Annotated in this window: 27 protein-coding genes and 4 tRNA genes; 17 read left to right on the top strand and 14 right to left on the bottom strand. The window is 61.4% G+C overall.

The features are described 5' to 3' along the window. Nucleotides 1-690: an endonuclease gene (locus D109_RS0122410; RefSeq protein WP_017478834.1), complete on the top strand. Its 690-nt coding sequence runs from the start codon at nt 1-3 to the stop codon at nt 688-690. Nucleotides 691-733: 43 nt separating this feature from the next. Here the strand turns inward: D109_RS0122410 and D109_RS0122405 are convergent, their stop codons facing one another. Continuing rightward, a complete protein-coding gene (locus D109_RS0122405; RefSeq protein ID WP_017478833.1) occupies nt 734-1,111 on the bottom strand; it encodes a hypothetical protein in 378 nt (125 codons plus the stop codon). Nucleotides 1,112-1,374: 263 nt separating this feature from the next. Here D109_RS0122405 and csrA point away from each other — a divergent pair, with 263 nt between their 5' ends. Further along, entirely contained in the window at nt 1,375-1,569 is a 195-nt protein-coding gene (gene csrA, locus D109_RS0122400) for a carbon storage regulator CsrA (RefSeq protein WP_003192511.1), read from the top strand. 120 nt (nt 1,570-1,689) lie between these two features. On the opposite strand, the gene D109_RS0122395 is transcribed toward csrA, so the two are convergent. Continuing rightward, complete coding sequence (locus tag D109_RS0122395) at nt 1,690-2,148, bottom strand: DUF2214 family protein (RefSeq protein WP_017478832.1); 459 nt, start codon at nt 2,146-2,148, stop codon at nt 1,690-1,692. 169 nt (nt 2,149-2,317) lie between these two features. On the opposite strand from D109_RS0122395, the gene D109_RS0122390 reads away from it, so the two are divergent. Then, entirely contained in the window at nt 2,318-2,578 is a 261-nt protein-coding gene (locus tag D109_RS0122390) for a hypothetical protein (RefSeq protein ID WP_017478831.1), read from the top strand. A 60-nt stretch (nt 2,579-2,638) separates the two neighbouring features. On the opposite strand, the gene D109_RS0122385 is transcribed toward D109_RS0122390, so the two are convergent. Continuing rightward, nucleotides 2,639-3,313, bottom strand: a complete 675-nt coding sequence (locus tag D109_RS0122385) for an HAD-IA family hydrolase (protein ID WP_017478830.1) — start codon at nt 3,311-3,313, stop codon at nt 2,639-2,641. 243 nt (nt 3,314-3,556) lie between these two features. Here D109_RS0122385 and D109_RS0122380 point away from each other — a divergent pair, with 243 nt between their 5' ends. The 5 genes from D109_RS0122380 to D109_RS0122360 all read left to right on the top strand — a co-directional run bounded on the left by D109_RS0122380 (nt 3,557) and on the right by D109_RS0122360 (nt 7,194). Further along, a complete protein-coding gene (locus D109_RS0122380; RefSeq protein ID WP_017478829.1) occupies nt 3,557-3,769 on the top strand; it encodes a hypothetical protein in 213 nt (70 codons plus the stop codon). A 162-nt stretch (nt 3,770-3,931) separates the two neighbouring features. After that, nucleotides 3,932-4,702: an alpha/beta fold hydrolase gene (locus tag D109_RS0122375; RefSeq protein WP_017478828.1), complete on the top strand. Its 771-nt coding sequence runs from the start codon at nt 3,932-3,934 to the stop codon at nt 4,700-4,702. A gap of 111 nt (nt 4,703-4,813) precedes the next feature. Further along, nucleotides 4,814-5,062, top strand: coding sequence for a DUF2790 domain-containing protein (locus D109_RS0122370; protein ID WP_017478827.1), 249 nt, complete (start codon nt 4,814-4,816; stop codon nt 5,060-5,062). 51 nt (nt 5,063-5,113) lie between these two features. After that, the gene (locus tag D109_RS0122365) at nt 5,114-5,785 is read left to right on the top strand and encodes a heavy metal response regulator transcription factor (protein ID WP_017478826.1); all 672 of its coding nucleotides are present in this window, start codon (nt 5,114-5,116) and stop codon (nt 5,783-5,785) included. Beyond that, nucleotides 5,782-7,194: a heavy metal sensor histidine kinase gene (locus tag D109_RS0122360; protein WP_017478825.1), complete on the top strand. Its 1,413-nt coding sequence runs from the start codon at nt 5,782-5,784 to the stop codon at nt 7,192-7,194. Before D109_RS0122365 ends, D109_RS0122360 begins: the two co-directional genes overlap by 4 nt. Here the strand turns inward: D109_RS0122360 and pcp are convergent. Genes pcp through D109_RS0122345 form a run of 3 tightly spaced genes read right to left on the bottom strand, consistent with a single transcriptional unit; the run spans nt 7,187 to nt 9,502 of the window. Continuing rightward, entirely contained in the window at nt 7,187-7,834 is a 648-nt protein-coding gene (gene pcp, locus D109_RS0122355) for a pyroglutamyl-peptidase I (RefSeq protein WP_017478824.1), read from the bottom strand. The genes D109_RS0122360 and pcp overlap by 8 nt on opposite strands. A 7-nt stretch (nt 7,835-7,841) precedes the next feature. Next, the gene (locus tag D109_RS0122350) at nt 7,842-8,792 is read right to left on the bottom strand and encodes a DUF979 domain-containing protein (RefSeq protein ID WP_017478823.1); all 951 of its coding nucleotides are present in this window, start codon (nt 8,790-8,792) and stop codon (nt 7,842-7,844) included. Continuing rightward, complete coding sequence (locus tag D109_RS0122345) at nt 8,789-9,502, bottom strand: DUF969 domain-containing protein (RefSeq protein ID WP_017478822.1); 714 nt, start codon at nt 9,500-9,502, stop codon at nt 8,789-8,791. The genes D109_RS0122350 and D109_RS0122345 overlap by 4 nt, the downstream gene beginning before the upstream one ends. Before the next feature lie 330 nt (nt 9,503-9,832). Between D109_RS0122345 and D109_RS0122340 the strand changes: the two genes are divergently transcribed. Next, complete coding sequence (locus D109_RS0122340; RefSeq protein ID WP_017478821.1) at nt 9,833-10,378, top strand: DUF4410 domain-containing protein; 546 nt, start codon at nt 9,833-9,835, stop codon at nt 10,376-10,378. A gap of 103 nt (nt 10,379-10,481) precedes the next feature. Continuing rightward, on the top strand, nt 10,482-10,985 hold the full coding sequence (locus tag D109_RS0122335; protein ID WP_017478820.1) for an SPOR domain-containing protein: 504 nt from the start codon (nt 10,482-10,484) through the stop codon (nt 10,983-10,985). Nucleotides 10,986-10,988: 3 nt separating this feature from the next. On the opposite strand, the gene D109_RS0122330 is transcribed toward D109_RS0122335, so the two are convergent. Both D109_RS0122330 and D109_RS0122320 read right to left on the bottom strand, forming a co-directional pair. Next, nucleotides 10,989-11,414 carry a GNAT family N-acetyltransferase gene (locus D109_RS0122330; protein ID WP_017478819.1) on the bottom strand — a complete coding sequence of 142 codons (426 nt, stop codon included), beginning with the start codon at nt 11,412-11,414 and terminating at the stop codon, nt 10,989-10,991. A 298-nt stretch (nt 11,415-11,712) separates the two neighbouring features. Then, on the bottom strand, nt 11,713-12,489 hold the full coding sequence (locus tag D109_RS0122320) for an AraC family transcriptional regulator (protein ID WP_017478817.1): 777 nt from the start codon (nt 12,487-12,489) through the stop codon (nt 11,713-11,715). Between the two features lie 211 nt (nt 12,490-12,700). Between D109_RS0122320 and D109_RS0122315 the strand changes: the two genes are divergently transcribed. The 6 genes from D109_RS0122315 (at nt 12,701) to D109_RS0122290 (ending at nt 20,573) form a co-directional block, all read left to right on the top strand. Next, nucleotides 12,701-14,317: an APC family permease gene (locus D109_RS0122315; protein ID WP_017478816.1), complete on the top strand. Its 1,617-nt coding sequence runs from the start codon at nt 12,701-12,703 to the stop codon at nt 14,315-14,317. Between the two features lie 30 nt (nt 14,318-14,347). Next, on the top strand, nt 14,348-15,274 hold the full coding sequence (locus tag D109_RS0122310; RefSeq protein WP_017478815.1) for a 4-hydroxyproline epimerase: 927 nt from the start codon (nt 14,348-14,350) through the stop codon (nt 15,272-15,274). 38 nt (nt 15,275-15,312) lie between these two features. Beyond that, nucleotides 15,313-16,260: a dihydrodipicolinate synthase family protein gene (locus D109_RS0122305; RefSeq protein ID WP_017478814.1), complete on the top strand. Its 948-nt coding sequence runs from the start codon at nt 15,313-15,315 to the stop codon at nt 16,258-16,260. 178 nt (nt 16,261-16,438) lie between these two features. After that, the gene (locus tag D109_RS0122300) at nt 16,439-18,010 is read left to right on the top strand and encodes an aldehyde dehydrogenase (NADP(+)) (RefSeq protein WP_017478813.1); all 1,572 of its coding nucleotides are present in this window, start codon (nt 16,439-16,441) and stop codon (nt 18,008-18,010) included. Nucleotides 18,011-18,013: 3 nt separating this feature from the next. Further along, nucleotides 18,014-19,267, top strand: a complete 1,254-nt coding sequence (locus D109_RS0122295) for an FAD-binding oxidoreductase (protein ID WP_017478812.1) — start codon at nt 18,014-18,016, stop codon at nt 19,265-19,267. Between the two features lie 202 nt (nt 19,268-19,469). Next, a complete protein-coding gene (locus tag D109_RS0122290; protein ID WP_026078152.1) occupies nt 19,470-20,573 on the top strand; it encodes a carboxylesterase in 1,104 nt (367 codons plus the stop codon). 176 nt (nt 20,574-20,749) lie between these two features. On the opposite strand, the gene D109_RS0122285 is transcribed toward D109_RS0122290, so the two are convergent. Then, nucleotides 20,750-20,826, bottom strand: a tRNA-Val gene (locus tag D109_RS0122285). Nucleotides 20,827-21,010: 184 nt separating this feature from the next. Here D109_RS0122285 and D109_RS0122280 point away from each other — a divergent pair. Continuing rightward, a complete protein-coding gene (locus tag D109_RS0122280) occupies nt 21,011-22,294 on the top strand; it encodes an FAD-binding oxidoreductase (RefSeq protein ID WP_017478810.1) in 1,284 nt (427 codons plus the stop codon). A 165-nt stretch (nt 22,295-22,459) separates the two neighbouring features. On the opposite strand, the gene D109_RS0122275 is transcribed toward D109_RS0122280, so the two are convergent. The 5 genes from D109_RS0122275 to D109_RS0122255 all read right to left on the bottom strand — a co-directional run bounded on the left by D109_RS0122275 (nt 22,460) and on the right by D109_RS0122255 (nt 24,944). Further along, nucleotides 22,460-22,536, bottom strand: a tRNA-Asp gene (locus D109_RS0122275). A 105-nt stretch (nt 22,537-22,641) separates the two neighbouring features. Next, nucleotides 22,642-22,718, bottom strand: a tRNA-Asp gene (locus D109_RS0122270). Between the two features lie 55 nt (nt 22,719-22,773). Beyond that, nucleotides 22,774-22,849 (bottom strand) — tRNA-Val (locus tag D109_RS0122265). A 107-nt stretch (nt 22,850-22,956) separates the two neighbouring features. Then, on the bottom strand, nt 22,957-23,721 hold the full coding sequence (locus tag D109_RS0122260; RefSeq protein ID WP_017478809.1) for an SDR family oxidoreductase: 765 nt from the start codon (nt 23,719-23,721) through the stop codon (nt 22,957-22,959). A gap of 11 nt (nt 23,722-23,732) precedes the next feature. Beyond that, nucleotides 23,733-24,944: an O-succinylhomoserine sulfhydrylase gene (locus D109_RS0122255; protein ID WP_017478808.1), complete on the bottom strand. Its 1,212-nt coding sequence runs from the start codon at nt 24,942-24,944 to the stop codon at nt 23,733-23,735. Between the last annotated feature and the right edge of the window lie 12 nt (nt 24,945-24,956).

Genomic DNA, 24,956 nt, shown 5'->3' with positions numbered 1-24,956 from the left:
ATGAGTGTCCGTTTTATCAGTCTGTTGTTTGTGTTTTTTGCTGTTACCGCTCACGCCCAAGCGCCCAAGACGTTCAGCGAAGCCAAGAAAATCGCCTGGAAGCTGTATGAACCGCAATCCACGGAGTTTTATTGCGGCTGCAAATACAACGGTAACCGGGTGGACCTGAAAGCCTGCGGCTATGTCCCGCGCAAGAACGCCAACCGGGCAGCACGCATTGAATGGGAACACATTGTTCCGGCCTGGCAGATCGGCCATCAGCGCCAGTGCTGGCAGGATGGCGGGCGCAAGAACTGCACCCGCAAGGATGCGGTGTACAAGCGCGCTGAGGCCGACCTGCACAACCTGGTGCCGAGTATCGGCGAGGTCAATGGCGACCGGAACAATTTCAGTTTTGGCTGGCTGCCGGTGCAAAGCGGGCAATATGGATCATGCCTGACCCAGGTGGATTTCAAGGCCAAGAAGGTCATGCCCCGCCCTTCTATTCGCGGGATGATCGCCCGTACGTACTTCTACATGAGCAAGCAGTATGGCCTGCGCCTGTCGAAGCAGGACCGCCAACTCTACGAAGCCTGGAACAAGACCTACCCGGTACAACCCTGGGAACGCCAGCGCAATCAAACCGTGGCGTGCGTGATGGGGCGCGGCAATGAGTTTGTCGGCCCGGTGAACTTGAAAGCCTGCGGCTGAACGTAAAAAGCGGGAGCGCCGTGGACTCCCGCTTGCCGATCCTTTACTGCGCAACCTTGTGTTCGATGACCTCGGACACCGTGTCATTTTTCTTCGCAGTGGCGAGTTTCTCGGTCAACTGCACCTGCTTGGCCTCGGCCTCGGCCTTGGTGCTGAACGGCCCCAGCAGTACCTGATCCTTACCGTCTTCCTTTGTCAGATAGAAACTGAAACCGTGTTCCAGCAACCACGCGGTCAAATCAGTTATCGCTTGCAGCTTGTGATCCGGCGGCCCGACCCATACATCCCACTCTTGAGCGGCGATCGCACCGACCGCTGGTTGGGCCTGGGCGGGCGCCTCGGCAACGGCGGGCCTGGCCTTGGGGGCATCGACATTTTTACCTTCACCGCAACCGGCCAATGCCAACACCGCAATTGCCATCGCTACTTTACGCACTACCCTGCTCCTTAGAGGATCAAAGAGGCGACTTTATCATTCACTGTCTATTCTGGCCGTCATAAACGTTGGCTTAAACAATGCGAATCATGTATCGCAGACCTGTATGATGGCGCCATGGGAATTAATGCCGCCTCTATGCGTCCTAAAAGAGGCAGCCACAGGGAAGCGCTTCGCAGTAAGCTACACACATCCGACATCTGCCCTGTCTGAAACATGTGTCCTTCAAAGCAATCAAGGAGAAGTCCATGCTGATACTCACCCGCAAAGTCGGTGAAAGCATAAACATCGGTGATGACATTACGATCACCATTCTGGGCGTTAGCGGCCAGCAAGTAAGAATCGGCATCAATGCTCCAAAGGACGTTGCCGTGCATCGCGAGGAGATCTACCAACGTATCCAGGCGGGCCTGACGGCTCCGGATAAAAACCAGACACCTTGAAGCGCCTCCAGTAGCCAGCCCTTTCGTTCACTGTAACGGCTGGCGAAAACCTCCTTTAGCCTGCTCGCGGCTTCCCGTGGCCAGCGTGCCCTATTCCCTCATTCCAGCGCCAGCCCACTGTTACCCCAGACCTACGCCACGTGCCATTCCCGTCGCTGCAATCATCATCAGCACCACCAGCAACGCCTGCAGGTGGCTGATGCGCGCAAAAAGACCTGCCTGGTGCAAATCGAGATGCGCGCCGCGAGCCAAAGCGATGCGCCATTTGATAAAGCGGATCATCGGCGCGAGTTCCAGTAACAGAGTTAATACCAGCAGCGTCATCTTCACGTGAAACAACGGCTGGTGCAGGTAATAATCACTGCCTTTTTCATAGCCGCCAAAGGCCCGCAGGCCACCGGTTACCAGCAACACCAGGGCGCTGATTCCCCAAATGTTGTCCGTGATCAATACGCGACGCACAGTGGATGGTTCACTCTCCACCAAGCTGCGCAAAGCCTTGCCTCGGGCCAGCACGGCCGACAACGCCATGGCAAATGCCAGTAAATGGACGGCGGCAAGAAACCACTGAACGAACATAAGGCGTACTCCCTTTGCATGACGGACGGCAGGAACCCTTCACAGTAATAGCCGCTGGGTGCCCTTTACGCATGAAACAGCTTGCATACAAATGGAACTTGTTGAGTTTTCCAGAGCCGAATCTCGTGACAAATCTTTTACAGTCTGCAGCGCGCCAAGGAGCACGTTGATGAGGCGTCCTGATAAACAGCCTTCTTTATCCAAGTCCTGGACGATCGCCGGGCTGATCGCCGTGGTCTTTTTCGGGCTGGAGTATGCCGTGCGGTACGAAATGGAGGGCATCTCCGATAATGCCTACTCCTGGCTGGACCTGACGCTGTTCCTGGGCGCGTACTTGTTCGTCTTCTGTCTCCAGCCCCTCCAGGCAGCCATTCATCGAAAATTATGTCGGCGCGCCCCTCGCAGTGATCGCCGGAAAGCCTCGTCCTGACCGTCTGTGGAACCGTCCGTTTATGAAGAAGGCCGATCCGGTTAACCGGATCGGCCTTTTTTACGTCAGGCGCTGCAGGTGCAACAGCCCGGCTTCGTCCCGCAAAACCTGTAAATGCTCGTACCCGGCAATCGAGGGGTGTTCCGTGACCATAGGCGTATGGTGCGTCGAGGTCACCACCATCACGTCGGCCCCCGCCGCCTCTGCGGCACGAATCCCGACGCTGGCATCTTCAAACACCAGGCAGTCCTGCACCGGTACTCCCAACCGTTGGGCACCCAGCACATAACAGGCTGGATCCGGCTTGCCGCTGGCGACATCCTCCGCGGTGACCAACACCGCCGGTGGATTGATTCCGGCCGCCTGCATGCGGCGCAGAGCCAGTGCCTTGGGTGCGGACGTGACCAGCGCCCATTGATCGCCGGGCAGGGTGTTGAGAAATTCCACCGCACCGGCAATCGCCACCACCCCTTCTACATCCTCGAGTTCAGCCTCGGTGATCCATTGCGCCTCTACCTGCGCCTCAACCCCGGGCAATGCCTGACGGGTGATGGTATCGATGGCCCGGGCGCCATGAATGGTCTTCAGAAAGGCCGCGACATCCAGTCCATGGCGTTCAGCCCAGGTCGCCCATACCCGTTCGGCGGCGGCAATGGAGTTCAGGAGCGTGCCATCCATATCGAACAGGAAGGCGCGGTAACGGTTGGCGAATACAGCTGAATCGCGGGTGGACACTGCTCGGCTTCCTCATGTTTTCGTCACCCGGTCTTGGGTGCTGACGAACCACTTGCCCGATGCAATCTACGGATCGCCCCAAACGCTGTAAACCTTCCCGTGGTTTGTATCGGACTGTATGGGAACCCTGCCTGGATACGCGAACCCGCATTTCGCCACGCCTGGGCACACATGGCAGATACACCCCGGCGATTAACTACGACCACCAGCCAATCCGGCTGACTCACGCGTAGGAGCCTCATCATGTTCAATCTCTTGAAAGCGTCATCCCTGGTATTCGGCCTCGCTGTCGTCGCGGGCCTCGGGCTGTCATCCATGGCGTCGGCCAACACCCACGCCGCCACGGTCAAAGACCAGCCACCCCACCTGCTCGCCGAGGGTGGCGCCGATCGGCTGCACGAACGCGGCATGGCGGAAGGTGGCGCTGAACGCCTGCAGGCAGCCCGTACGGTCTGATGGGCCGCAGCCCAACAAGGGCAGCTCCCAGGCTGCCCATTGCATTACAAACTTGTCATTAAGCTGTCAGTGTTGCCAGCCCCCTCACTTCATACAGTGAAGTCGTCAGTCACCCACCGCGGGTGACCCAACTTCCCACTGATAAAGAAGCGAGCCCGCCCGATGAAACCTGCAAGCAAACTCTGCCTGATCGCCACCAGCCTGTTGATGCTGGGTACCGGCGCTGCCGTCGCAGGCCCGATTGCACCAGTGAAAGCCAATAACGTAGTGCTGGTACACGGCTCCTGGGCTGACGGTTCCAGCTGGTCCGAAGTGATCACCCGCCTGCAGGCCGCCGGTTTGCATGTAACCGCCGTGCAAAACCCGCTGACCTCGGTGGCGGATGACGTCGCTGCCACCAACCGCGTACTCGATCAGCAGGACGGTCCTACCGTGCTGGTCGGCCATTCCTACGCCGGTACCGTGGTCAGCGACGCCGGGGCCAACCCCAAGGTCAGTTCCCTGGTATACGTCGCCGCCCGCGCACCGGACGCCAACGAAGACTTCGTCGCCCTGTCCGCCAAGTACCCGAGCACACCCGTACGGGCCGGTGTGGTGGAGCACGACGGCTACCTGACCCTGAACCAGGACGCCTTCCTCAAGTACTTCGCCGCCGACGTACCCCGCGCCAAGGCCATGGAGTTGTACGCCGTACAACAACCCATCGCCAAGACCCTGTTCAGCGGCCGCACCGTCAACGCCGCGTGGCACACCAAGCCGTCCTGGTATGCGGTGTCCAGCAACGACCAGACCATCAACCCGGACCTGGAACGCTTTCTCGCCAAGCGCATGAACGCCACCACCATCGAAGTGCCGTCGAGCCACTTGTCGCTGGTTTCCCACGCCAAAGAAATCACCGACCTGATCCTCGAAGCCTCCGGCCGCCAGCCCTGATCCCTTCATTACGATCTTGTCATCATCCTGTTGGTTGGCTGTTTGTGTCGCCTGGTTACTGTGAACTCACTGCCGGATACCGGCAGCCAACCCTTAAAGAGAGATACCGCCATGAAACTGTTTATCCTCGGCTTTGCTGCCCTCCTCGCCACCGGCTCGGCGTTTGCCGATACCACCCCGGTCATCCATGACACGCCCGGCTTCTTCATGCACATGGACGTGGCCAAAGTGCTGTCGAGCACCGACACCTACGGCCAGTGCGGCATCGTCCCCGCCCGCCTCGACTACCTCGACAGCCAGGGCCGCGAACACGTGCTGGACTATCAAGTACAGGGCATCGGCTGCCCCAATGACAATTGATAGGGCTACACTTACGCCACGAAACACCGGCACATCACCAGGGCAACTCCCATGAACATCCTCGTAGTCGAAGACGAGCCCAAGGCGGGCAACTACCTGCTTAACGGCCTGCAGGAACAGGGTTACTCCGTGAGCCTCGCCCGCGATGGTGTGGACGGTTTGCACCAGGCCCTGGAAACCCCGTTCGACGTGATCGTGCTGGACGTGATGATGCCGAAGATGGACGGCTGGGAAGTGCTGCGTCGCCTGCGCAAGGAAGCCGATACGCCGGTGCTGTTCCTCACCGCCCGGGACGACATTGCCGACCGCATCAAGGGCCTGGAACTGGGCGCCGACGATTACCTGATCAAGCCGTTTTCCTTCGCCGAACTGGTGGCGCGCCTGCGCACCCTGACCCGGCGCGGACCAAGCCGTGAAGAAGAACAACTGCAGATCGCCGACCTGCAGATCGACGTGCTCAAGCGCCGCGTCACCCGCGGCGGTGTGCGCATCACCCTGACCAACAAGGAGTTCGCCTTGTTGCACTTGTTCGCCACCCACCAGGACCAGGTACTGTCGCGCTCGCTGATCGCCTCGCGGGTGTGGGACATGAATTTCGACAGCGACACCAATGTGGTCGACGTGGCCGTGCGCCGCCTGCGCCTGAAAATCGACGACCCGTTCCAGCTCAAGCTGATCCACAGCGTGCGCGGCATTGGCTACCGCTTTGATACGCAGCCATGAGCAAACCTCGGCATTATTCCCTGACACTGCGCCTGGCGCTGATCTTTGCCTTGCTGGCGTTCGCCCTGCTGGCGACCCTTGGCGTGGCGCTGTACCGCGACCTTGAGCGCGAGCTGGTCCACCGGGACGATGCCGCGCTGATTTACCGCGTCGACCAACTGCGCAACCTGCTGAACGACAGCAACACCCTGGACCTGATCAAGACCAAGCCGGAGCTGTTCCAGAACATGCTCGGCAACCGCGAGTCGGTGCTGAGCATCGCCGCGCCCGGGCAGAAGCCGCTGCTGGAGGTGAACCCCGGCAACATCGACATGCCCACCGTGACACCGGTACCCAGGGACCACACCCTGGAGTTCGCCGACGTGCAGCACTTGCCGGGGGTGAATGGCGTGCCCTTCTCCACCCTGGCCGCCACCATCGATTCGGGCGATCTGGGCAGCCTGCAAGTCACCACCGGGCGGCTGATGACCGAGCGCACCGCCGTGCTTGCCAGCTACCGACTGAGTGTCTACATCCTCGCCAGCATCGCCGCGTTGGTACTGGCGGTGGTCGGTTACCTGATGGTGCATCGCGGCTTGCTACCGTTACGGCGCCTGGCGGTGCATGCCCAGGGCATCGGCGTCGGCAACCTCGCCGTGCGCCTCGACAGCCAGGGTGCACCGAAAGAACTGCTGCCGATGATTGACTCGTTCAACACCATGCTCGAACGCCTGGCCAAGGGTTTTGTGCAACTGGGGCAGGTCTCCACCGACATGGCCCACGAACTGCGCACGCCCATCAACAACTTGCTGGGGGAAACCCAGGTGGCGTTGCAGCAACACCGCAGCGTCGAGGCCTATCAGCAACTGCTGGCCTCCAACGTCGAAGAGCTTGAACGCCTGGCGCGCATGCTCGACAACATGCTGTTCCTGGCCCGTACCGACCCCGCCAGCGCCCTGCGCCAACGCCAGGAACTGGATGCGGCCGATGAAGTGGAACGCATGGCCGACTACTTCGAAGGCCTGGCGGGCGATGTCGACATCCGCATCCTTGCCCAGGGCGAAGGCGTGATCTGGGCCGAACCGATGCTGTTGCGCCGCGCTCTGGCCAACCTGTGCGCCAACGCCATCAAATATGGTGCGCCGAGTTCCGAGCTGTTGATCCAGGCCACACCCGGCGCCGAGGGCATCAGCCTGACGGTGACCAACCACGGGGCAACCATTCCGGCGGAGCACTTGCCGAGGCTGTTCGAGCGGTTTTATCGGGTGGATGAATCCCGGGAACGCTCGGCGCATTCCAATGGGCTGGGGCTGTCCATCGTCGCGACCATCATGCAGTTGCACAACGGGCGCTACAGCGTCAGCAGCGAGGACGGTGTGACGTGCTTCGCGTTGTTTTTCCCGGTACGCGAAGCCGAAAACCTCAGCTGACTTGCCCACCCGCTTCAGTGATATCCACCGGGGTATTCCAGGCCGTCAGCAGCGCAATCCGCAACCCTTCAACCTGCATCGGCAATGCCATCGAGGGCGGCTCGGGTACGCGGCCCGCCACCTGTTCGGGCAGCCACGGCACATGGATGAAACCGCTACGTACCCCTGACCCGGCGAGTGCGTGCTGCAAGAGGTAGAACACCTGGTTGCACCCGAAAGTGCCGGCGGTTTGAGACACGCTGGCCCCAATGCCGGCCTCGCGCACGGCCCTCACCATGGCCTTGCTCGGCAAGGTACCGAAGTAGGCCGCAGGGCCGCCGGGCACCACTTCCGTGTCGACAGGCTGCTGACCCAGGTTGTCCGCGATCCGCGCGTCGTTGAGGTTGATCGCGACCCGCTCGATGGAAATATCACTGCGCCCGGGGCCCAGCCCGACAGCAATGACCATCTGCGGGCGATGTTCGGCCAACAGCTGAGCCAGGCGCTCGCCCGCCGTGGCAAAAGCGCAGGGTAACTGCCGCGCGACAATCCGCACATCAGCGCCCAACTGCACACCCTCCAACAGGCGTACCGCCTCCCAGGACGGGTTGATAAGGTCTTGGTCAAACGGTTCGAAACCCGTCAGCAGTACAGTGCGCATTACAGCCTCACATCAGCAGGTAGAGCAGGACAATATTAACCACCAGCATCATCAACGCGGTCGGCATCTGCGCCTTGATCACCGCGTTTTTATCCGGCAGCTCCAGCAACGCTGCCGGGACAATATTGAAGTTGGCCGCCATGGGTGTCATCAACGTACCGCAGTAACCGGAGAACATGCCAATGGCGGCCATCACTGCCGGGTTACCGCCGTAGATACCCACCAGCACCGGCACACCCACGCCGCCGGTCATCACCGGGAAGGCGGCAAAGCCATTGCCCATGATCACGGTAAACAGCGCCATGCCCAACACATACACCATCACCGCTACCAGCTTGTAATCCAGGTTGATGTAGGTGGTGGTGATGTGCGCCACCGCCGTGCCCACGCCCGCTTCGTTGAACAACAGCCCGAGCATCGCCAGCATCTGCGGCAGCACCATCGCCCAGCCCAGTGCTTCGGTCAGGCGCCGGGATTCGCGAAGGGCTTGCACCGGGGTGTCCCGCGTCAGCCAGCAGGCCAGCGCCAGTGCAATCAGGCAGCCGATGCCCAGGGAAACAAAGGTGGTGTTCTTCGGGTCCAGCAGCGGCACGCCGCCGATTTCGGTGTGCTTGAGCAGCACCGAGCCAATCACCGTGGTCAACGGAATAGCCAATGCCGGGATAAACAATTTATGCCCCAGGCGACCAGCGCTGGCCCGTGCGGCCTTGTCATGCAACTGGGCATGCGCGCCGCGGCCTACGCCGCCCAGGCCCGCGATGAGCGCCATCACCACCACGCCCACGCCGACCACTACCGAGGGCAGACGCTCCCCCACCAGGAACGGAATGGCAAACAGCAGCCAGAACAACGAACTCGACCAGCGCTTGGGGTGGGTGCGATCCATCAGGATCATCCCGGAGGTGATGACCAGCAGCACGCCGGCCAGCCAGTACAGGTATTCAATGGAAATGATCATTGCGCCGCCTCCGCTTGCTTGGCCGGTGACAGCTCTCGGGTCAGCATTCGGTCAAAACGGTGCAAGCGGATGGCATGAATGATGAAGGCGCAGATCGCCGTCGGGATGCCCCAGACCGCAATGTGCAGAGGCTCGACGTCAATCCCCGAACCCAGCAGGAAGGTGTGCATCAGCGCAATCGCACCAAAGGCGACGAAGATATCCTCGCCAAAAAACAGCCCTACGTTATCGGTCGCGGCACACATGGCCAGGACCTTGTGGCGAAGCTTGTCGGGGAGTTTGCCATAGCGTTTTTCCGCCGCGCCTTCCGCCATCGGCGCCAGCAACGGGCGCACCATCTGCGGGTGCCCGCCCAGGCTCGTCAGGCCCATGGCCGCTGTGGATTCACGCACAAACAGATAGATGATCAGCAAGCGCCCGACCGTGGCCCGCTCAAAACGCGCGATCCAGTTTTGCGCATGCAGGCGCAAGCCATGACGCTCCAGCAAGCCAATGACAGCCAGGGGCAACAACAGGATCAATTGCAAGGCGCGGGTCTGGAGGAAGCCGTCGCCCATAGTGGCGAGGATCTTTTCCAGCGGGAAGTGGGCGGCAAACCCGGTGGCAATCGCCGCCGCCGTCACGACCAGCAGCGGATTGAAGCGCAACACAAAGCCGACCACGATGACGAGTACGCCAATCAGCGGCCATAGGTTCACAACAGTTTGCATGGTGGTGAGGTCCTTAAGTGCGCGCTGCGGCGCCAGTAAAGCAGGTAGTGAACAAAGGGTTCACTGCAAGAAAACGGCGTGCAGCCCGGCTCGATTTTTTATTGTTGACCTGGAAGGTCGAGCGTCAGTGGCGGCATCTTTGCTGCTTGGGGAGGGAGGTGTCCAACAAGAAAAATTGTTGCTGCAATCCAATAAAGTTTGTGGGTGTTTGAAGTGTTAGAGGGCATTTGGCAGTCATCGCTTGCCAGACGCCGGGAGGTTCAAGCATCGTAGCCGCCCCATCCGATACGGTGGGTCCCCTTTCTCAATTGTTGTGGATACGGAAATTCAATGAAAACCTCCAAGGCGCTTTACGCCCTGTCGTTCGCTGTTGCCCTCTCGATGCTGGGTGGCTGTGCAGCCAAGGTAAAAAGCGGTGGTGCAGACACCCTGGCCATCCCGGAATCGGCTAAACAAAACCTGGTCGTGAGCTTCAAGGGCAACACCACTGTCGAGCAAAACCAGGACTGGCCACTGCTCAAGCAACAATGGGGCGCGGCCCTGCAAACCGAGGCGCAACAAGCCGGTTATAGCCTCAAGGAAACACCCACCATCAACACCGGCAGTGCCGACGGGGTGGGCATCACCATTAACGTCAGCAAGTTCCGTTACCTGACGGCCGGCAGCCGCTACGCTGCGGGGGCATTGGTGGGTAATGCCTGGGTGTTCTCGAAGGCTGACTTTTCCGACTTGAAATCCGGTGCACCGCTGGGCGCACGGACTTATGAAACCGAGTCATCAGCCTGGGAAGGCGTGGCGTCTGCCATGACCCAGAAGCAGGTCCAGGCGATTGCCAAGCAGGTGATTGCGGACATCAAGAACGCCAAGGCGCAGTAAGCACCTGGCGGCATCCCTGTTGTTTGCACTGCCGATGGCGACGCTGGGCTGAACAGGCTCAGCGTCGCTATCACTCCCGCTGAATCAAGACAAGGACGTGCACATGAGCATCTACCTTTCCCTTTGGCTGGCACTCACCGCCGTGACCGCCTACATCGCCAGCCAGCGCGGCAGATCAGGGCCAAGATGGTTTGCGATAGGGCTGTTCGTGCCCTTGATCCCGCTGATCGTCCTCCTGCTGATGCCACGCGTTCCCAAGACCGGTGTGGACGCCCTGGTACACGAAGACCTGCGCCCCTGCCCTGCCTGTTCCAGCCCGATCAAAGCCGCCGCCGCGCACTGCAAGCACTGTGGCGCCGAGGTAGAGCCCATCCCCCTGAAACATCGCAGCGGCTGGGTCGTGCGCCTTACCGCCGATACCGACACAGCGTTTGGCGAGCTGGTTGCGCAGTTGCAGGCGCTCGATGTACCCACCGTGCTCGATGAGGCACCTCACGCCTTTGTCGGCCCGTTTGAAGAGAAGGCCCAGGCGCAGAATGTGCTTCGGTACTTGAAGTCCGATCATGGCCTGGACGGCCTGGTGACCTGGCGGTCGGTGACCCGCTAGCCCTCAGCCCAGATGCTTCTGGAAAAAGTGGCGCTTGTGCCCTGGCGGGTAGTCGGCGATATGCCCGAACTCGCTGAAGCCCAGTTTTCGATAAAAGCCGGGCGCCTGGAAGCTGAAGGTATCCAGCCAGATCCCCGCACAGCCTTTCTCCCGTGCCAGCGCCTCAGCCGAGCGCATCAGGTGTGAACCCGTGCCTTGGGTGCGCATTGACTCAGGCACGCTCAACAGTTCAATGAACATCCAGCCATAGGAAATTTGACCATAGAGGCCACCCACCACTTCCTGGCTGACGGGGTCGCGCAACAACAGCCCGAAGGTCTCAAACGGGTTCTTACCGCAATGGCTGATGTTGTAATCCCTTAGCGGCTGGAGAATGGCCTGGCGTTCTTGTTCGGTAACGTCGAAAGATAACTCTATACCCGATTCCATCTCGTTGGACTCCTGATCGTTTGAAGACGCCTATGTTTAACAGCAGGCACGCGCCCGTCCAGTCAAGGCTAACACCCACCGATGACCGCTTCCCTTCTGAACGAATCAGGAGAGCGCCCGGTGCTTTTGTCGGTGATATCCAGCACGCAGCCACTCACGGGCACGGACTGGATGACTTGATAAGTCGCGCCAACGGCAGGGATAAAACTGACCACATTTGCGCAACTGCGAAGAGCGTTGGCGCCCCCCTTGTTGGCGCCACCGCTGCTCATGACATTCACGTAGATCCAATCAGACATCACTGCCCACTGGTCGCCTGCCGATACTGGCGCGGCGTAAACCCGGTCAATGCCTTGAATTGCCGGGTAAACGCACTGTGGTCGGTGTACCCACACTGCAACGCCACGTCAGTGATCGGCAGCTCGGTATGCAGCAGCCGGTGCGCATGCTCCAGGCGTACCTTCTGGATCATCTGGCGCGGCGTGAGGTGGAATACGCGCTTGCAGTAGCGTTCCAACTGCGCCACTGAAATCCCGGCAATCCGCGTCAATTCACCCAGGGTGACACGCCGATTGAAATGCGCCCGGATGTACTCGTCCACCGCCGCCAGCCGTTGATAAGCCGGGTGGGTTTCGCTGGCGGTTTGCAGGTCGACCGAGATGCCCGCCAGGCCGATGATCGCGCCGTCGCGGCTGTACAGCGGCCATTTGTGGGTCAGGCACCAACCCGGCTCGCGGGTGCCGTAGAGGTGCAGTTCCAACTGGTCTTCCAGCACAAATCCCTGCTCCAGCACCCGTCGATCCTGTTCGGTATAGCCGGGCCCCAACTGCGCGGGAAAGACCTCGGCACTGGTTTTCCCGAGCAACGGTTGCAAGTGCTTCAAACCGCACCGTTGCACCAGGGTGCGGTTGGCCAATACGTAGCGCGCCTGCACATCCTTGATAAAGATCGCGGCATTGGGAATCACGTCCAGCATCGGCAACAGCAGCCCGACCCCGGCCAGTAATTCTTCGATGGTGTGCGGACGGTCGGACTCGCTCCCTTGGCACAGGGTTGCGAACGCGCTCTGCATCATGACGCTTTCTCCTGCTTTCAGCGGATAGGCCAGACGCCCGGCGGGCGGTGCCTGGCGAGCAGATTGCCCCATGGCCGCCTGCGTGTCGAGCGCTCGAAACTGTGCTGATTTCGTCATCGCAGCCTGCGCAAAACATCAATCGCGGCGCCGTTGATGGGTTCACTGTATGGCCACTGCATGCCTATCCAATAACCCACAAGAAGGCGCCGCCATGTCAGCCCAAGGCAAGTTCAAGAAACAGCTTTCATTGATCGACCTCACCTTTATCGGACTGGGAGCGATCTTCGGTTCGGGCTGGCTGTTCGCGGCCAGTCACGTCTCTGCCATCGCCGGGCCGGCGGGGATCTTTTCCTGGTTGCTGGGCGGCTTCGCCGTATTGCTGCTGGGCATTGTGTACTGCGAACTGGGGGCGGCCTTGCCCCGCGCCGGTGGCGTGGTGCGCTATCCGGTTTACTCCCACGGCCCGCTGCTGGGCTACCTGATGGGCTTTATCACGCTGATCGCGTTTTCAAGCCTGGTGGCGATTGAAGTGGTCGCCTCGCGCCAATACGCCGCGGCCTGGTTTCCCGAGTTGACGCAGGTGGGTTCCAGCAACCCCACCGTTCTCGGCTGGTTCGTGCAGTTTGCGCTGCTCTCGCTGTTTTTCGCCCTCAACTACCGCAGCGTGAAGACCTTCGCCATGGCCAATAACCTGGTCAGCGTGTTCAAGTTCATCGTGCCGTTGCTGGTGATCGGCGTGCTGTTCACCTTCTTCAAGCCAGAGAATTTCCATACCCAAGGCTTTGCGCCGTTCGGCCTGTCGGGCATTGAAATGGCGGTGTCCGCTGGCGGGGTGATTTTCGCGTACCTGGGTCTCACGCCGATCATCTCGGTGGCCAGCGAAGTGAAGAACCCGCAACGCACCATTCCGATTGCACTGATTCTGTCGGTGCTGCTCTCCACCGCGATCTACGTGTTGTTGCAGACGGCATTCCTCGGCGGCATTCCCACCGAAATGCTCGCCAACGGCTGGGCCGGCGTCGCCAAGGAACTGGCCCTGCCGTACCGCGACATCGCCCTCGCCCTGGGTGTGGGCTGGCTGGCTTACCTCGTCGTGGCCGACGCGGTGATCTCCCCCAGCGGTTGCGGCAACATCTACATGAACGCCACGCCACGGGTGATCTACGGCTGGGCGCAAACCGGGACCTTCTTCAAAATCTTCACGCGCATTGATGAAAAGTCCGGTATCCCGCGCCCGGCGCTGTGGCTGACCTTTGGCTTGTCGGTGTTCTGGACCCTGCCCTTCCCGTCATGGGAAGCGCTGATCAACGTGGTGTCCGCCGCACTGGTGTTGAGCTACGCCGTGGCGCCGGTGTCGGTTGCCGCACTGCGGCGCAATGCGCCTGACCTGCCGCGCCCGTTCCGGGTCAAGTGGATGGGTGTGCTCGGCCCACTGTCGTTCATCATCGCCGCGTTGATCGTCTACTGGTCGGGCTGGAGCACCGTGTCGTGGCTGCTCGGCCTGCAAATCCTGATGTTCGTGGTGTACCTGCTGTGCGGCCGTTTTGTGCCGACCCTGCACCTGAGCCTCGGCCGCCAGGTTCGCTCCTCCGCCTGGCTGATCGGCTTCTACGCCGTGACCATCATCCTGTCGAAACTCGGCAGCTTTGGTGGCCTGGGCATCCTCAGCCATCCGTTCGACACCCTGGTCGTCGCCGCTTGCGCGCTGGGTATTTATTACTGGGGCGCGGCCACTGGCGTGCCGGCGCATCTGGTTCGCCTGGAAACCGAAGATGACGAAAGTGAAGCCCCTGAGCCCGACATCGGCCGCGTGCAGCTGGCTTCCTGAGCCTCAGCCAACCACTGAATGGATTGTTCTATGAAACGAGTTCACATCATTGATTCCCACACCGGCGGCGAACCCACGCGCCTGGTGATGACAGGTTTTCCCGAGTTGGCCGGCGAGACCATTGCCGACAAGCTCGACAACCTGCGCACTCAGCATGACCAATGGCGCAGGGCGTGCCTGCTGGAGCCCCGTGGCAACGATGTACTGGTGGGCGCGCTGTATTGCGCGCCGGTCTCGGCCGATGCCACCTGCGGCGTGATTTTCTTCAACAACGCCGGCTACCTTGGCATGTGTGGCCACGGCACCATTGGCCTGGTTGCCTCGCTGCATCACTTGGGGCAGATCGCGCCGGGGGTGCACAAGATCGACACACCGGTCGGCCCGGTCAGCGCCACGTTGCACGCCGACGGCGCGGTGACGTTGCGCAATGTGCCCGCCTACCGCTATCGCCAGCAGGTGCCAGTGGACGTACCCGGGCATGGTCGGGTCTACGGCGATATCGCCTGGGGCGGCAACTGGTTCTTCCTGGTTTCCGAGCACGGGCAGGCGCTGCAAATGGACAACGTCGAGGCCCTGACCGATTACACCTGGGCGATGCTCAAGGCCCTCGAAGCCCAGGGCATCCACGGTGAAGACGGCGCGCTGATCGACCACATCGAACTGTTCGCCGACGACGCCCAGGCCGACAGCCGCAACTTCGTCATGTGCCCGGGCAAAGCCTACGACCGCTCCCCCTGCGGCACCGGCACCAGCGCCAAGCTCGCGTGCCTGGCGGCCGACGGCAAACTCGCCGCCGGTGAACCGTGGATACAAGCCAGCATCACCGGCAGCCAATTCGAAGGCAGCTATGAATGGGAAGGCGAGCGTGTACGCCCTTCCATCACCGGCCGCGCCTACATGACCGCCGACAGCACCTTGCTGATCGACGAACAGGATCCCTTCGCGTGGGGCATCTAAGCCGCCCCCGCCCCTTCAATCAAACTGGAGCTGAAACCATGAACACCAACATCTTCACCGGCTGCATCCCTGCCCTGATGACCCCGTGCACCGCCGAGCGTAAACCGGACTTCGACGCACTGGTCGCCAAGGGCCGCGAATTGATCGATATCGGCATGAGCGCGGTGGTGTATTGCGGCTCCATGGGCGACTGGCCGTTGCTGACGGAAGCCGAGCGCCAGGAAGGCGTGGCGCGCCTGGTGGCCGCCGGGGTACCGACCATCGTCGGCACCGGCGCGGTCAACAGCCGTGAAGCGGTGGCCCACGCGGCGCATGCGGCGAAGGTCGGCGCCCATGGTTTGATGGTCATCCCGCGCGTTTTGTCCCGTGGCGCCTCGGCGACGGCGCAGAAGGATCACTTTGCGGCCATCCTCAAGGCCGCGCCGAACCTGCCGGCGGTGATCTACAACAGCCCTTACTACGGCTTCGCCACCCGCGCCGACCTGTTCTTTGAGCTGCGTCGCGAGTACCCGAACCTGATCGGCTTCAAGGAATTCGGCGGCGCTGCAGACCTGCGTTACGCGGCCGAACACATCACCTCCAAGGACGATGACGTGACCTTGATGGTCGGCGTGGATACCCAGGTGGTCCACGGTTTCGTCAACTGCAACGCCACCGGCGCGATCACCGGCATCGGCAACGCGCTGCCACGGGAAGTCCTGCAACTGGTGGCCCTGAGCAAGAAAGCCGCCAAGGGCGACGCCACCGCACGCCGCCAGGCGCGTGAATTGGAGTCGGCACTGGCGGTGTTGTCGTCCTTTGACGAAGGCTGCGACCTGGTGCTGTTCTACAAGCATCTGATGGTGCTCAACGGCGACAAGGCATACACCCTGCACTTCAACGAGACCGATGCCCTGAGCGATGCCCAGCGTCGTTATGCCGAGAACCAGTACGGGCTGTTCCGCCAGTGGTATGCCAACTGGTCGGCTGAGCAAAACGTCGTTTAACAATACTCAAGGCAGCAAAGATCAAATGTGGGAGCTGTCGAGCCCCAGCGAGGCTGCGATGGGATCACCGCGCTGTACCTGCCAGACCGCAGCGCCTGCATCGCAGCCTCACTCGGGCTCGACAGTTCCCACAGTGGATTCTCTTTGCCAAGCCCATCTTTACTTTCAGGACTACGCCATGACTCTGACGGGCACCATGCTGATTGGTCAGCACTCCATTCCAGGCAGCCGCGAGGCAATTCGGGCGATCAATCCTGCCACCAACCTTGCACTGGAACCCGCCTACGCCGGCGGCACTGCCGAGCAGGTAGACCAAGCCTGCGCGTTGGCATGGAGTGCCTTCGATACCTACCGCGAAACGCCATTGGCGGCTCGCGCCGAATTCCTTGAAACCATCGCCAATGAAATCGAAGCCCTGGGCGATGAGCTGATTGAACGGGCGATGGCCGAAACCGGCCTGCCCCGCCCACGCATCCAGGGCGAGCGCGGGCGCACCTGTCACCAACTGCGCACCTTCGCCCGCACCGTGCGCGCGGGTGAATGGCTGGATGTGCGGGTTGATACCGCGCAGCCTGATCGCCAGCCCCTGCCCCGCTCGGACCTGCGCCAACGCCAGGTGCCGCTGGGGCCGGTGGCGGTGTTCGGTGCGAGTAATTTTCCGCTGGCATTCTCGGTGGCCGGCGGTGATACCGCCTCGGCACTGGCGGCCGGTTGCCCGGTGATCGTGAAGGCTCACGGAGCGCATCCTGGCACCAGCGAACTGGTGGGTCGCGCGGTGGCCAAGGCCGTTCAGCAATGTGGCTTGCCTGACGGTGTGTTTTCGCTGTTATACGGCTCGGGACGCGAAGTGGGTATTGCGCTGGTCTGTGACCCACGTATTAAGGCCGTGGGTTTCACCGGTTCGCGCAGCGGCGGCATCGCCTTGTGCCAAGCGGCCCAGGCACGCCCCGAGCCGATTCCGGTGTATGCGGAGATGAGTTCGATCAATCCGGTCTACCTGTTTCCCGCCGCGTTGAGCGCGCGCGGTGAAGCTTTGGCCCAGGGGTTTGTCACGTCCCTGACCCAGGGTGCCGGCCAGTTCTGCACCAATCCCGGGTTGGTGATTGCCGTTGCAGGGCAGGCGCTGGACCACTTCATCGACAACGCTGCCAATCTGCTTCAGCGCAGCGCTGCCCAGGTCATGCTTACACCGGGAATCTTCAAGGCTTATGAAGACGGCATCAGCGTGCTGGCGAAGCAGGCTCATGTCGCGGGCAAAGGGTTGGCGGCGCAAGGCCCGAACCAAGGCCAGGCCAACCTGTTTGTGACCCACGCAAAACATTTTCTCGCCAACCACAGCTTGCAGGCCGAGATATTCGGCGCCGCCTCCTTGATCGTGCAATGTGCCAACGCCGATGAAGTCCGCCAGGTCAGCGAACACCTGGAAGGCCAGTTGACCGCCACCCTGCATCTGGATGACGACGATCTGGACGCCGCCCGCGCATTGCTGCCGACCCTGGAACGCAAGGCCGGTCGCCTGCTCGTCAACGGCTGGCCGACCGGCGTGGAAGTCTGTGATGCAATGGTGCATGGCGGGCCCTTCCCGGCCACCTCGGACTCGCGCACCACCTCGGTGGGCACCGCCGCCATCCTGCGATTCCTGCGGCCAGTGTGCTACCAGGATTTCCCGGACGGCTTGCTGCCGACGGCACTGCAACATGGCAATCCATTGTTGTTGCGGCGCTTGCTCGAAGGTCAGAGAGAAGCCTAGGCCATGAGCGATAACGTCATTCCAGACATCGCCGTGGTCGGGGCCGGCATCATCGGTGTCGCCTGCGCGCTGCAACTGGCACGCCAGGGGCTGAGCGTGGTGGTCATCGACCAACAGCCACCCGGCCACGGCGCCTCGTTCGGCAACGCCGGGCACCTGGCAACCGAGCAAGTGTTTCCCATCGCGGATGCGTCGATCCTTACACGCTTGCCAGCCATGCTCATGGACCCGATGGGCCCGCTGCGCCTGGACTGGAAATACCTGCCGCGCGCCCTGCCCTGGTTTACCCGGCTGCTGTTGAATCTGCGACCGGCGCCATTCCAGCGCACCGTCGCCGGCATCCGCGCGCTGAATGAAAACAGCCTGGGGGCCTGGCACCGTCTGCTGGGCAGTATCGACCGTACCGAACTGATGCGCGAAGACGGCTCATTGCTGATCTTCGAGCGCCCCGACTCCCGTCAGGCCATCGACGCCTTGCAGGCACGCATGCGCCAGCAAGCAGTGCCGGTGGATTACTGGCAGGCCAGTGCGATACAGAAAGTAGCGCCGCAACTCAGCGAAGGGATTCAGGGTGGGTTGTTCTTTTCCCGCACCGGGCATTTTCTCGATCCTTACCGGGTGGTGTGTGAACTCGTGGAGGCGGCCAAGGCCTGCGGGGTGCAATTTCTCAAGCACCCGGTTTTGGGTGGGAAGCTGGATGAGCACGGTGTTTCGCTGAGGACCGACCAAGGCGCGGTCGCGGCGCGTCAGGTGTTGATCGCCTGCGGTGCGCATTCGGCCAAATTGACCGCCGAACTGACCGGCAAAAAGGTCCCGCTGGATACAGAGCGCGGTTATCACTTGATGCTACCCAATGAGCATGGGCGGCTACCGTTCGCCGTCACGTCGCTGGAGCGCAAGTTCATCATGACGCCCATGGACGCAGGATTGCGGCTGGCAGGCACCGTCGAGTTTGCCGGCCTCGATCGCCCGCCGAACATGGAGCGCGCGTGGCAGTTGCACCGGCTGAGTCAGGGGCTGTTTCGTCGTGATTTGAGTGCCGAAGATGCGACGCCGTGGATGGGGTTTCGCCCCTCCCTGCCGGACTCGCTGCCCATCATCGACAAGGTGTGCGATGGCAAGGTCTTGCTTGCGTTTGGGCACCAGCATCTGGGGCTGACGCAGGCGGCGGTGACGGCGGAGTTGATTGCACAGCTGGCAACGTCTGCGCCCAACGGGTTGCTGGCACTTGAGCCCTATCGGTTAGACCGTTTCTGAGGTCATAAGAAACGTCTTGCTACTGTTTCGCACTATCGGCGATACAAAGCAGGTCATTATCGTGCATGACCTTACGGTTACGCTCCGCTGAGAACCTGTCTTGAACAACAAACCTTACAGGCAGCCCCGAATAACGCTCTGGAGCGTTGCTGGCGGCATCCTCGCCTTTTTGCTCTGCACGAGCGCCATCGCAGAACCGGGCATGCCGCTGGGCCAGAAATCATTCGAAGCCTACCGCCTCGATACCTTGCAATGGCTGCGGGACCATCGCGACTTCCAGGGCACCGACAGGGAAGCCGAACTCAACTGGAACGCACCACAAGAATGGCGCCCCGTAGGCGCCCCCAAGCGCGGGATCATTCTGGTGCACGGCCTGGGCGACTCTCCGTGGTCGTTCCACGATATCGGCAGCGCACTGGCCGCCCGAGGCTTTCTGGTGAGGACCGTGCTGCTGCCCGGCCACGGCACACAACCGGCGGACATGCTGCAAGTACGTATGGAAGACTGGCGCCGGGTGGTGGACGAACAGGCCGCGATCCTTCGCGCAGAAGTGGGCGAGATTTACCTCGGCGGCTTCTCCACCGGTGCCAACCTGGTCCTCGACTACGCCTACAAACACGACGACGTCGCCGGGCTGCTGCTGTTCTCCCCCGCGTTCCAGTCCAGCATGACCTACGACTGGCTGACGCCCCTGATCAGTTGGGCGCGCCCGTGGCTGCTGGCACCAGACGCAAGCCGGCCACAACAGAGCCTGGTGCGCTACATGACCGTCCCCACCAATGGCTTCGCCCAGTTCTACAGAAGCAGCCGAGTGGCCCGCCAGGACCTGGAGCGGCGCCCCTATGACAAACCGGTGTTCATTGCCGTCGCAGCCCACGACTCAGTGCTAGATACGAACTATGTGCTGGAGACCTTCCAGCAGCGCTTCAGTAATCCCCACAGCCGCCTCGCCTGGTACGGCACACTGCCGGAAAGCGCCTGGGATACCCGGCGAGTCAAAGCACGCACTGACTACCTGCCGGAGTTGCGGATCAGCCAGTTCTCGCACATGGGGCTGTTGTTCTCACCCGACAACGCGCTCTACGGCGAACACGGCAGCCTGCGGTTTTGCTGGAACGGCCAGACGGAAGACGCTACCCGCGCCTGTGAACAAGGGTCAGAGGTATGGTATTCGGACTGGGGTTATCGTGAGCCGGGCAAGATGCACGCGCGGTTGACGTTCAATCCGTACTTCAACTGGCAGCTTGGGCTGATTGATGAGGTGCTGGGTAACCTGGCTCTGGCGGGTGAGAACGCTGGGCGCTGAAACCCTTTCACATTCCTTTCACAGATGAACCCCTATGGTTTGCCTGCTCCTGGTGAAACCCTCAAGCCCGCGCCCCCATCGCGGGCTTTTCTTTGCCTGTGATTTTAGTCAGGCAACAAAAAAGGGCCCACCTTTCGGTGAGCCCTTCTAGACCGCCCAGCAGAGCGGATTTTGTTTGGTAGGCGCGATTGGACTCGAACCAACGACCCCCACCATGTCAAGGTGGTGCTCTAACCAACTGAGCTACGTGCCTGCTGTGAGGCGGCATTCTACGGAATTCCCGAGGGGTGTCAACACCTTTTTTGCAGCTAAGCCTATGAATATGCGAATTTTTTATTTGTGGGCGGCACGACAGTATTTTTCCGGTGGCTGGCAGCGGATTTTCAACTCAGGTAGGATCGGCGCACTCGTAAAAAATATAAAACAGAGGTTCCAGGATGGCGAACACCCCCTACCCCCAGTCGTATTACGCCGCGTCTGCGAATGCGGTACCTCCTCGCCCTGAGCTGCAAGGTGAAGTCGAAACCGATGTGTGCGTGATTGGTGCCGGCTATACCGGGCTTTCCAGCGCGCTGTTCCTGCTGGAGAACGGTTTTCGCGTAACAGTGCTGGAAGCCGCCAAGGTGGGGTTTGGCGCGTCGGGCCGCAACGGCGGGCAGATCGTCAACAGTTACAGCCGTGATATCGATGTGATCGAGCGCAGTGTCGGCCCCAAGCAGGCGCAGTTGCTGGGCGCGATGGCGTTTGAAGGCGGCAAGATCATTCGGGAGCGTGTGGCCAAGTATCAGATCCAGTGCGACTTGAAGGACGGCGGCGTGTTTGCCGCCCTGAACAGCAAGCACATGGGCCACCTGGAGTCGCAGAAGCGCCTGTGGGAGCGCTACGGTCACACACAGCTGGAGTTGCTGGACGAGCGCCGCATTCGCGAAGTGGTCGCCTGTGACAACTATGTAGGCGGCCTCCTGGACATGAGCGGCGGGCACATTCACCCGCTTAACCTGGCGCTGGGCGAAGCGGCGGCGGTTGAGTCCCTCGGCGGCACGATCTACGAGCAGTCGGCGGCGATTCGCATTGAACGCGGCGCCAATCCGGTGGTGCATACGGCCCACGGCAAGGTCAGGGCGAAGTTCATTATTGTCGCGGGAAATGCGTATCTCGGGAACCTGGTGCCGGAGCTGGCAGCCAAGTCGATGCCGTGCGGTACGCAGGTCATCACGACTGCGCCACTGGGTGACGAGCTGGCGAAGACGCTGTTGCCGCAGGATTACTGCGTCGAGGACTGCAACTATTTGCTGGATTACTACCGACTCACTAGCGACAAGCGCCTGATCTTCGGCGGTGGCGTGGTGTATGGCGCGCGAGACCCGGCGAATATCGAAGCGATCATCCGGCCGAAGATGCTCAAGGCGTTCCCGCAGCTCAAGGATGTGAAGATCGACTACGCCTGGACCGGCAATTTCCTGCTGACCCTGTCGCGTCTGCCGCAGGTCGGCCGCCTGGGGGACAACATCTACTATTCCCAGGGCTGCAGCGGCCATGGCGTGACGTACACCCACTTGGCGGGCAAGGTGCTGGCCGAAGCACTGAGAGGCCAGGCTGAGCGTTTTGATGCATTTGCCGACCTGCCGCACTACCCGTTCCCGGGCGGGCAACTGTTGCGCACGCCGTTTGCGGCACTGGGGGCCTGGTATTACGGGCTGCGGGACAAGCTGGGGTTCTGATCCCGGATCGCGGGGCTGGCTTGCCGGCCCCTGCACATCAAGCACCGAGCCAAATCGCAGACACAAAAAACCCCGGTCTTTCGACCAGGGTCTTTGCTATCGATCCAACCAAGCCAGCGGCTTGCTTTGGCGTCTCAGGGCGTTCAGTGGGCCCTGGAACAGATATGGCGCAGCGGACGGGACTCGAACCCGCGACCCCCGGCGTGACAGGCCGGTATTCTAACCGACTGAACTACCGCTGCGTATCGCTCAGACTGCTGAAGTGTCACCTTCAACCGCCTTCAAACATCTGACTGATCAGCCTTGGCTGTTCAATCTCAAATCTGAATCATCAGACCTGGAAAATATGGCGCAGCGGACGGGACTCGAACCCGCGACCCCCGGCGTGACAGGCCGGTATTCTAACCGACTGAACTACCGCTGCGCGTCGGTGCAACCTTTAACGTTGCGTCTTGCCCGAAGGCAAAACTCTCAAGAAGTGGTGGGTGATGACGGGATCGAACCGCCGACCCTCTGCTTGTAAGGCAGATGCTCTCCCAGCTGAGCTAATCACCCTTTGCTTCGTTGAGGCCGCGAAATTTACGCAGGTAGCGGACCTAAGTCAATAGCCTGCTTGAAGTTTTTCCGAAAAAGACAAAATGACTTCAGCACTGCGACCCACCCTACTCGTTGTAAATCATCTTCTTGCTCATGCCACCGTCGACGACGAACTCCTGGCCAGTCACAAACCCGGCATTGCGCGACAGCAACCACGCCACCATCGCCGCCACGTCTTCCACCGTGCCTACCCTGCCCGCCGGGTGCTGGGCGTGATCCGCATCGGTCAGCGGCTCGGCACGGCGTGCAGCCGGGTCACGGGCATCGATCCAGCCCGGGCTGACGGCATTGACCCGCACTTCCGGCCCAAGACTCATGGCCAGTGCGTGGGTCAGGGCCAGCAAACCGCCCTTGCTCGCTGCGTAAGCCTCCGTATCCGGCTCCGACTGGCGGGCCCGGGTCGACGCCAGGTTAACGATGGCACCTCCGTGGGCTCGCAGGTAAGGCGCACAGTGCTTGGCCAGCAGCATCGGCCCACTGAGGTTCACCGCCATTACGCGGTTCCAGTAAGCCAGGTCGAGACTTTCCAGGGTGATATTGCGCGGATCGGCCACCGCCGCATTGCACACCAATGCATCCAGGCGACCGAACTGGCCCAGCACCTCGGCCACGCCCTGGGCAACCTGCCGCTCATCCGCGACGTCCATGGTGATAAACCAGGCATTGTCGCCGAGCACCTTGGACACCTTGGAACCGCGCTCACGATCAAGATCCGTGAGCACCACCTGCCAGCCTTCGCTGATCAGCCAGGCGGCAATGCCCAGGCCGATGCCCCGCGCCGCGCCGGTCACCAATGCGACGCGCCCGTTACTGGCGCCCGCAGCTTCCATGGACCACTCGATCACAGGGCAGCCAACCCACGGGCCAGATCGGCCTGCAAGTCAGCAACGTCTTCCAGGCCCACGGCAATGCGGATCAGGCTGTCACGGATACCGGCCGCTTCACGCTCCTGCGGCGCCAGGCGGCCGTGGGAGGTAGTGCTTGGATGCGTGATGGTGGTCTTGCTGTCACCCAGGTTGGCGGTGATGGAAATCAGGCGGGTTGCATCGATAAAGCGCCAGGCGCCCTCTTTGCCGCCCTTGACCTCGAAACTCACTACCGCGCCAAAACCACGCTGCTGACGCTGGGCCAACGCGTGTTGCGGGTGGCTCTTGAGGCCGGCGTAGTGGACTTTCTCGATGCCATCCTGCTGCTCCAGCCACTCGGCCAGGGCCTGGGCGTTGGCGCAATGGGCCTTCATCCGCAGGCTCAGGGTTTCCAGGCCTTTGAGGAAGATCCAGGCATTGAACGGGCTCAGGGTCGGGCCGGCAGTGCGCAAGAAGCCCACCACTTCCTTCATCTGCTCGCTGCGACCGGCAACCACACCGCCCATGCAACGACCCTGGCCGTCGATGAACTTGGTGGCCGAATGCACGACGATGTCCGCGCCCAGCTTCAGCGGCTGTTGCAGCGCCGGAGTGCAGAAGCAGTTGTCGACGATCAGCATCGCGCCCTTGGCGTGAGCCACTTCGGACAGTGCCGCAATGTCCACCAGTTCGGCCAACGGATTGGACGGCGACTCGACGAACAGCAATTTGGTGTTGGCCTTGATGGCCGCGTCCCAGCCGGACAGGTCTGCCAGCGGCACGTAGTCGACTTCAATGCCAAAGCGCTTGAAGTACTTTTCGAACAGGCTGATGGTAGAACCAAACACGCTGCGCGAGACCAGGACGTGGTCGCCGGCGCTGCACAGGCTCATGACCACCGCAAGAATCGCGGCCATGCCCGTGGCAGTGGCGACCGCTTGCTCGGCGCCTTCCAGCGCGGCGATACGCTCTTCGAACGCCCGCACGGTCGGGTTGGTGTAGCGCGAATACACGTTGCCCGGCACTTCACCGGCAAAACGCGCAGCGGCGTCGGCGGCTGTGCGGAACACGTAGCTGGAGGTAAAGAACATCGGGTCACCGTGCTCACCTTCCGGGGTGCGGTGCTGGCCGGCGCGCACAGCCAGGGTATCGAAAGCTACGCCATCGAGGTCGCTGTCCAAACGACCGGCATCCCATTCCTGACTCATGCTCTACTCCTC

The organism is Pseudomonas sp. PAMC 26793 (genome assembly GCF_000313235.1).
GTDB classification, from domain to species: domain Bacteria; phylum Pseudomonadota; class Gammaproteobacteria; order Pseudomonadales; family Pseudomonadaceae; genus Aquipseudomonas; species Aquipseudomonas yamanorum.
Note: the sequence above shows the minus strand (reverse complement) of the source record. Positions and strands in the feature narration are given on the sequence as shown.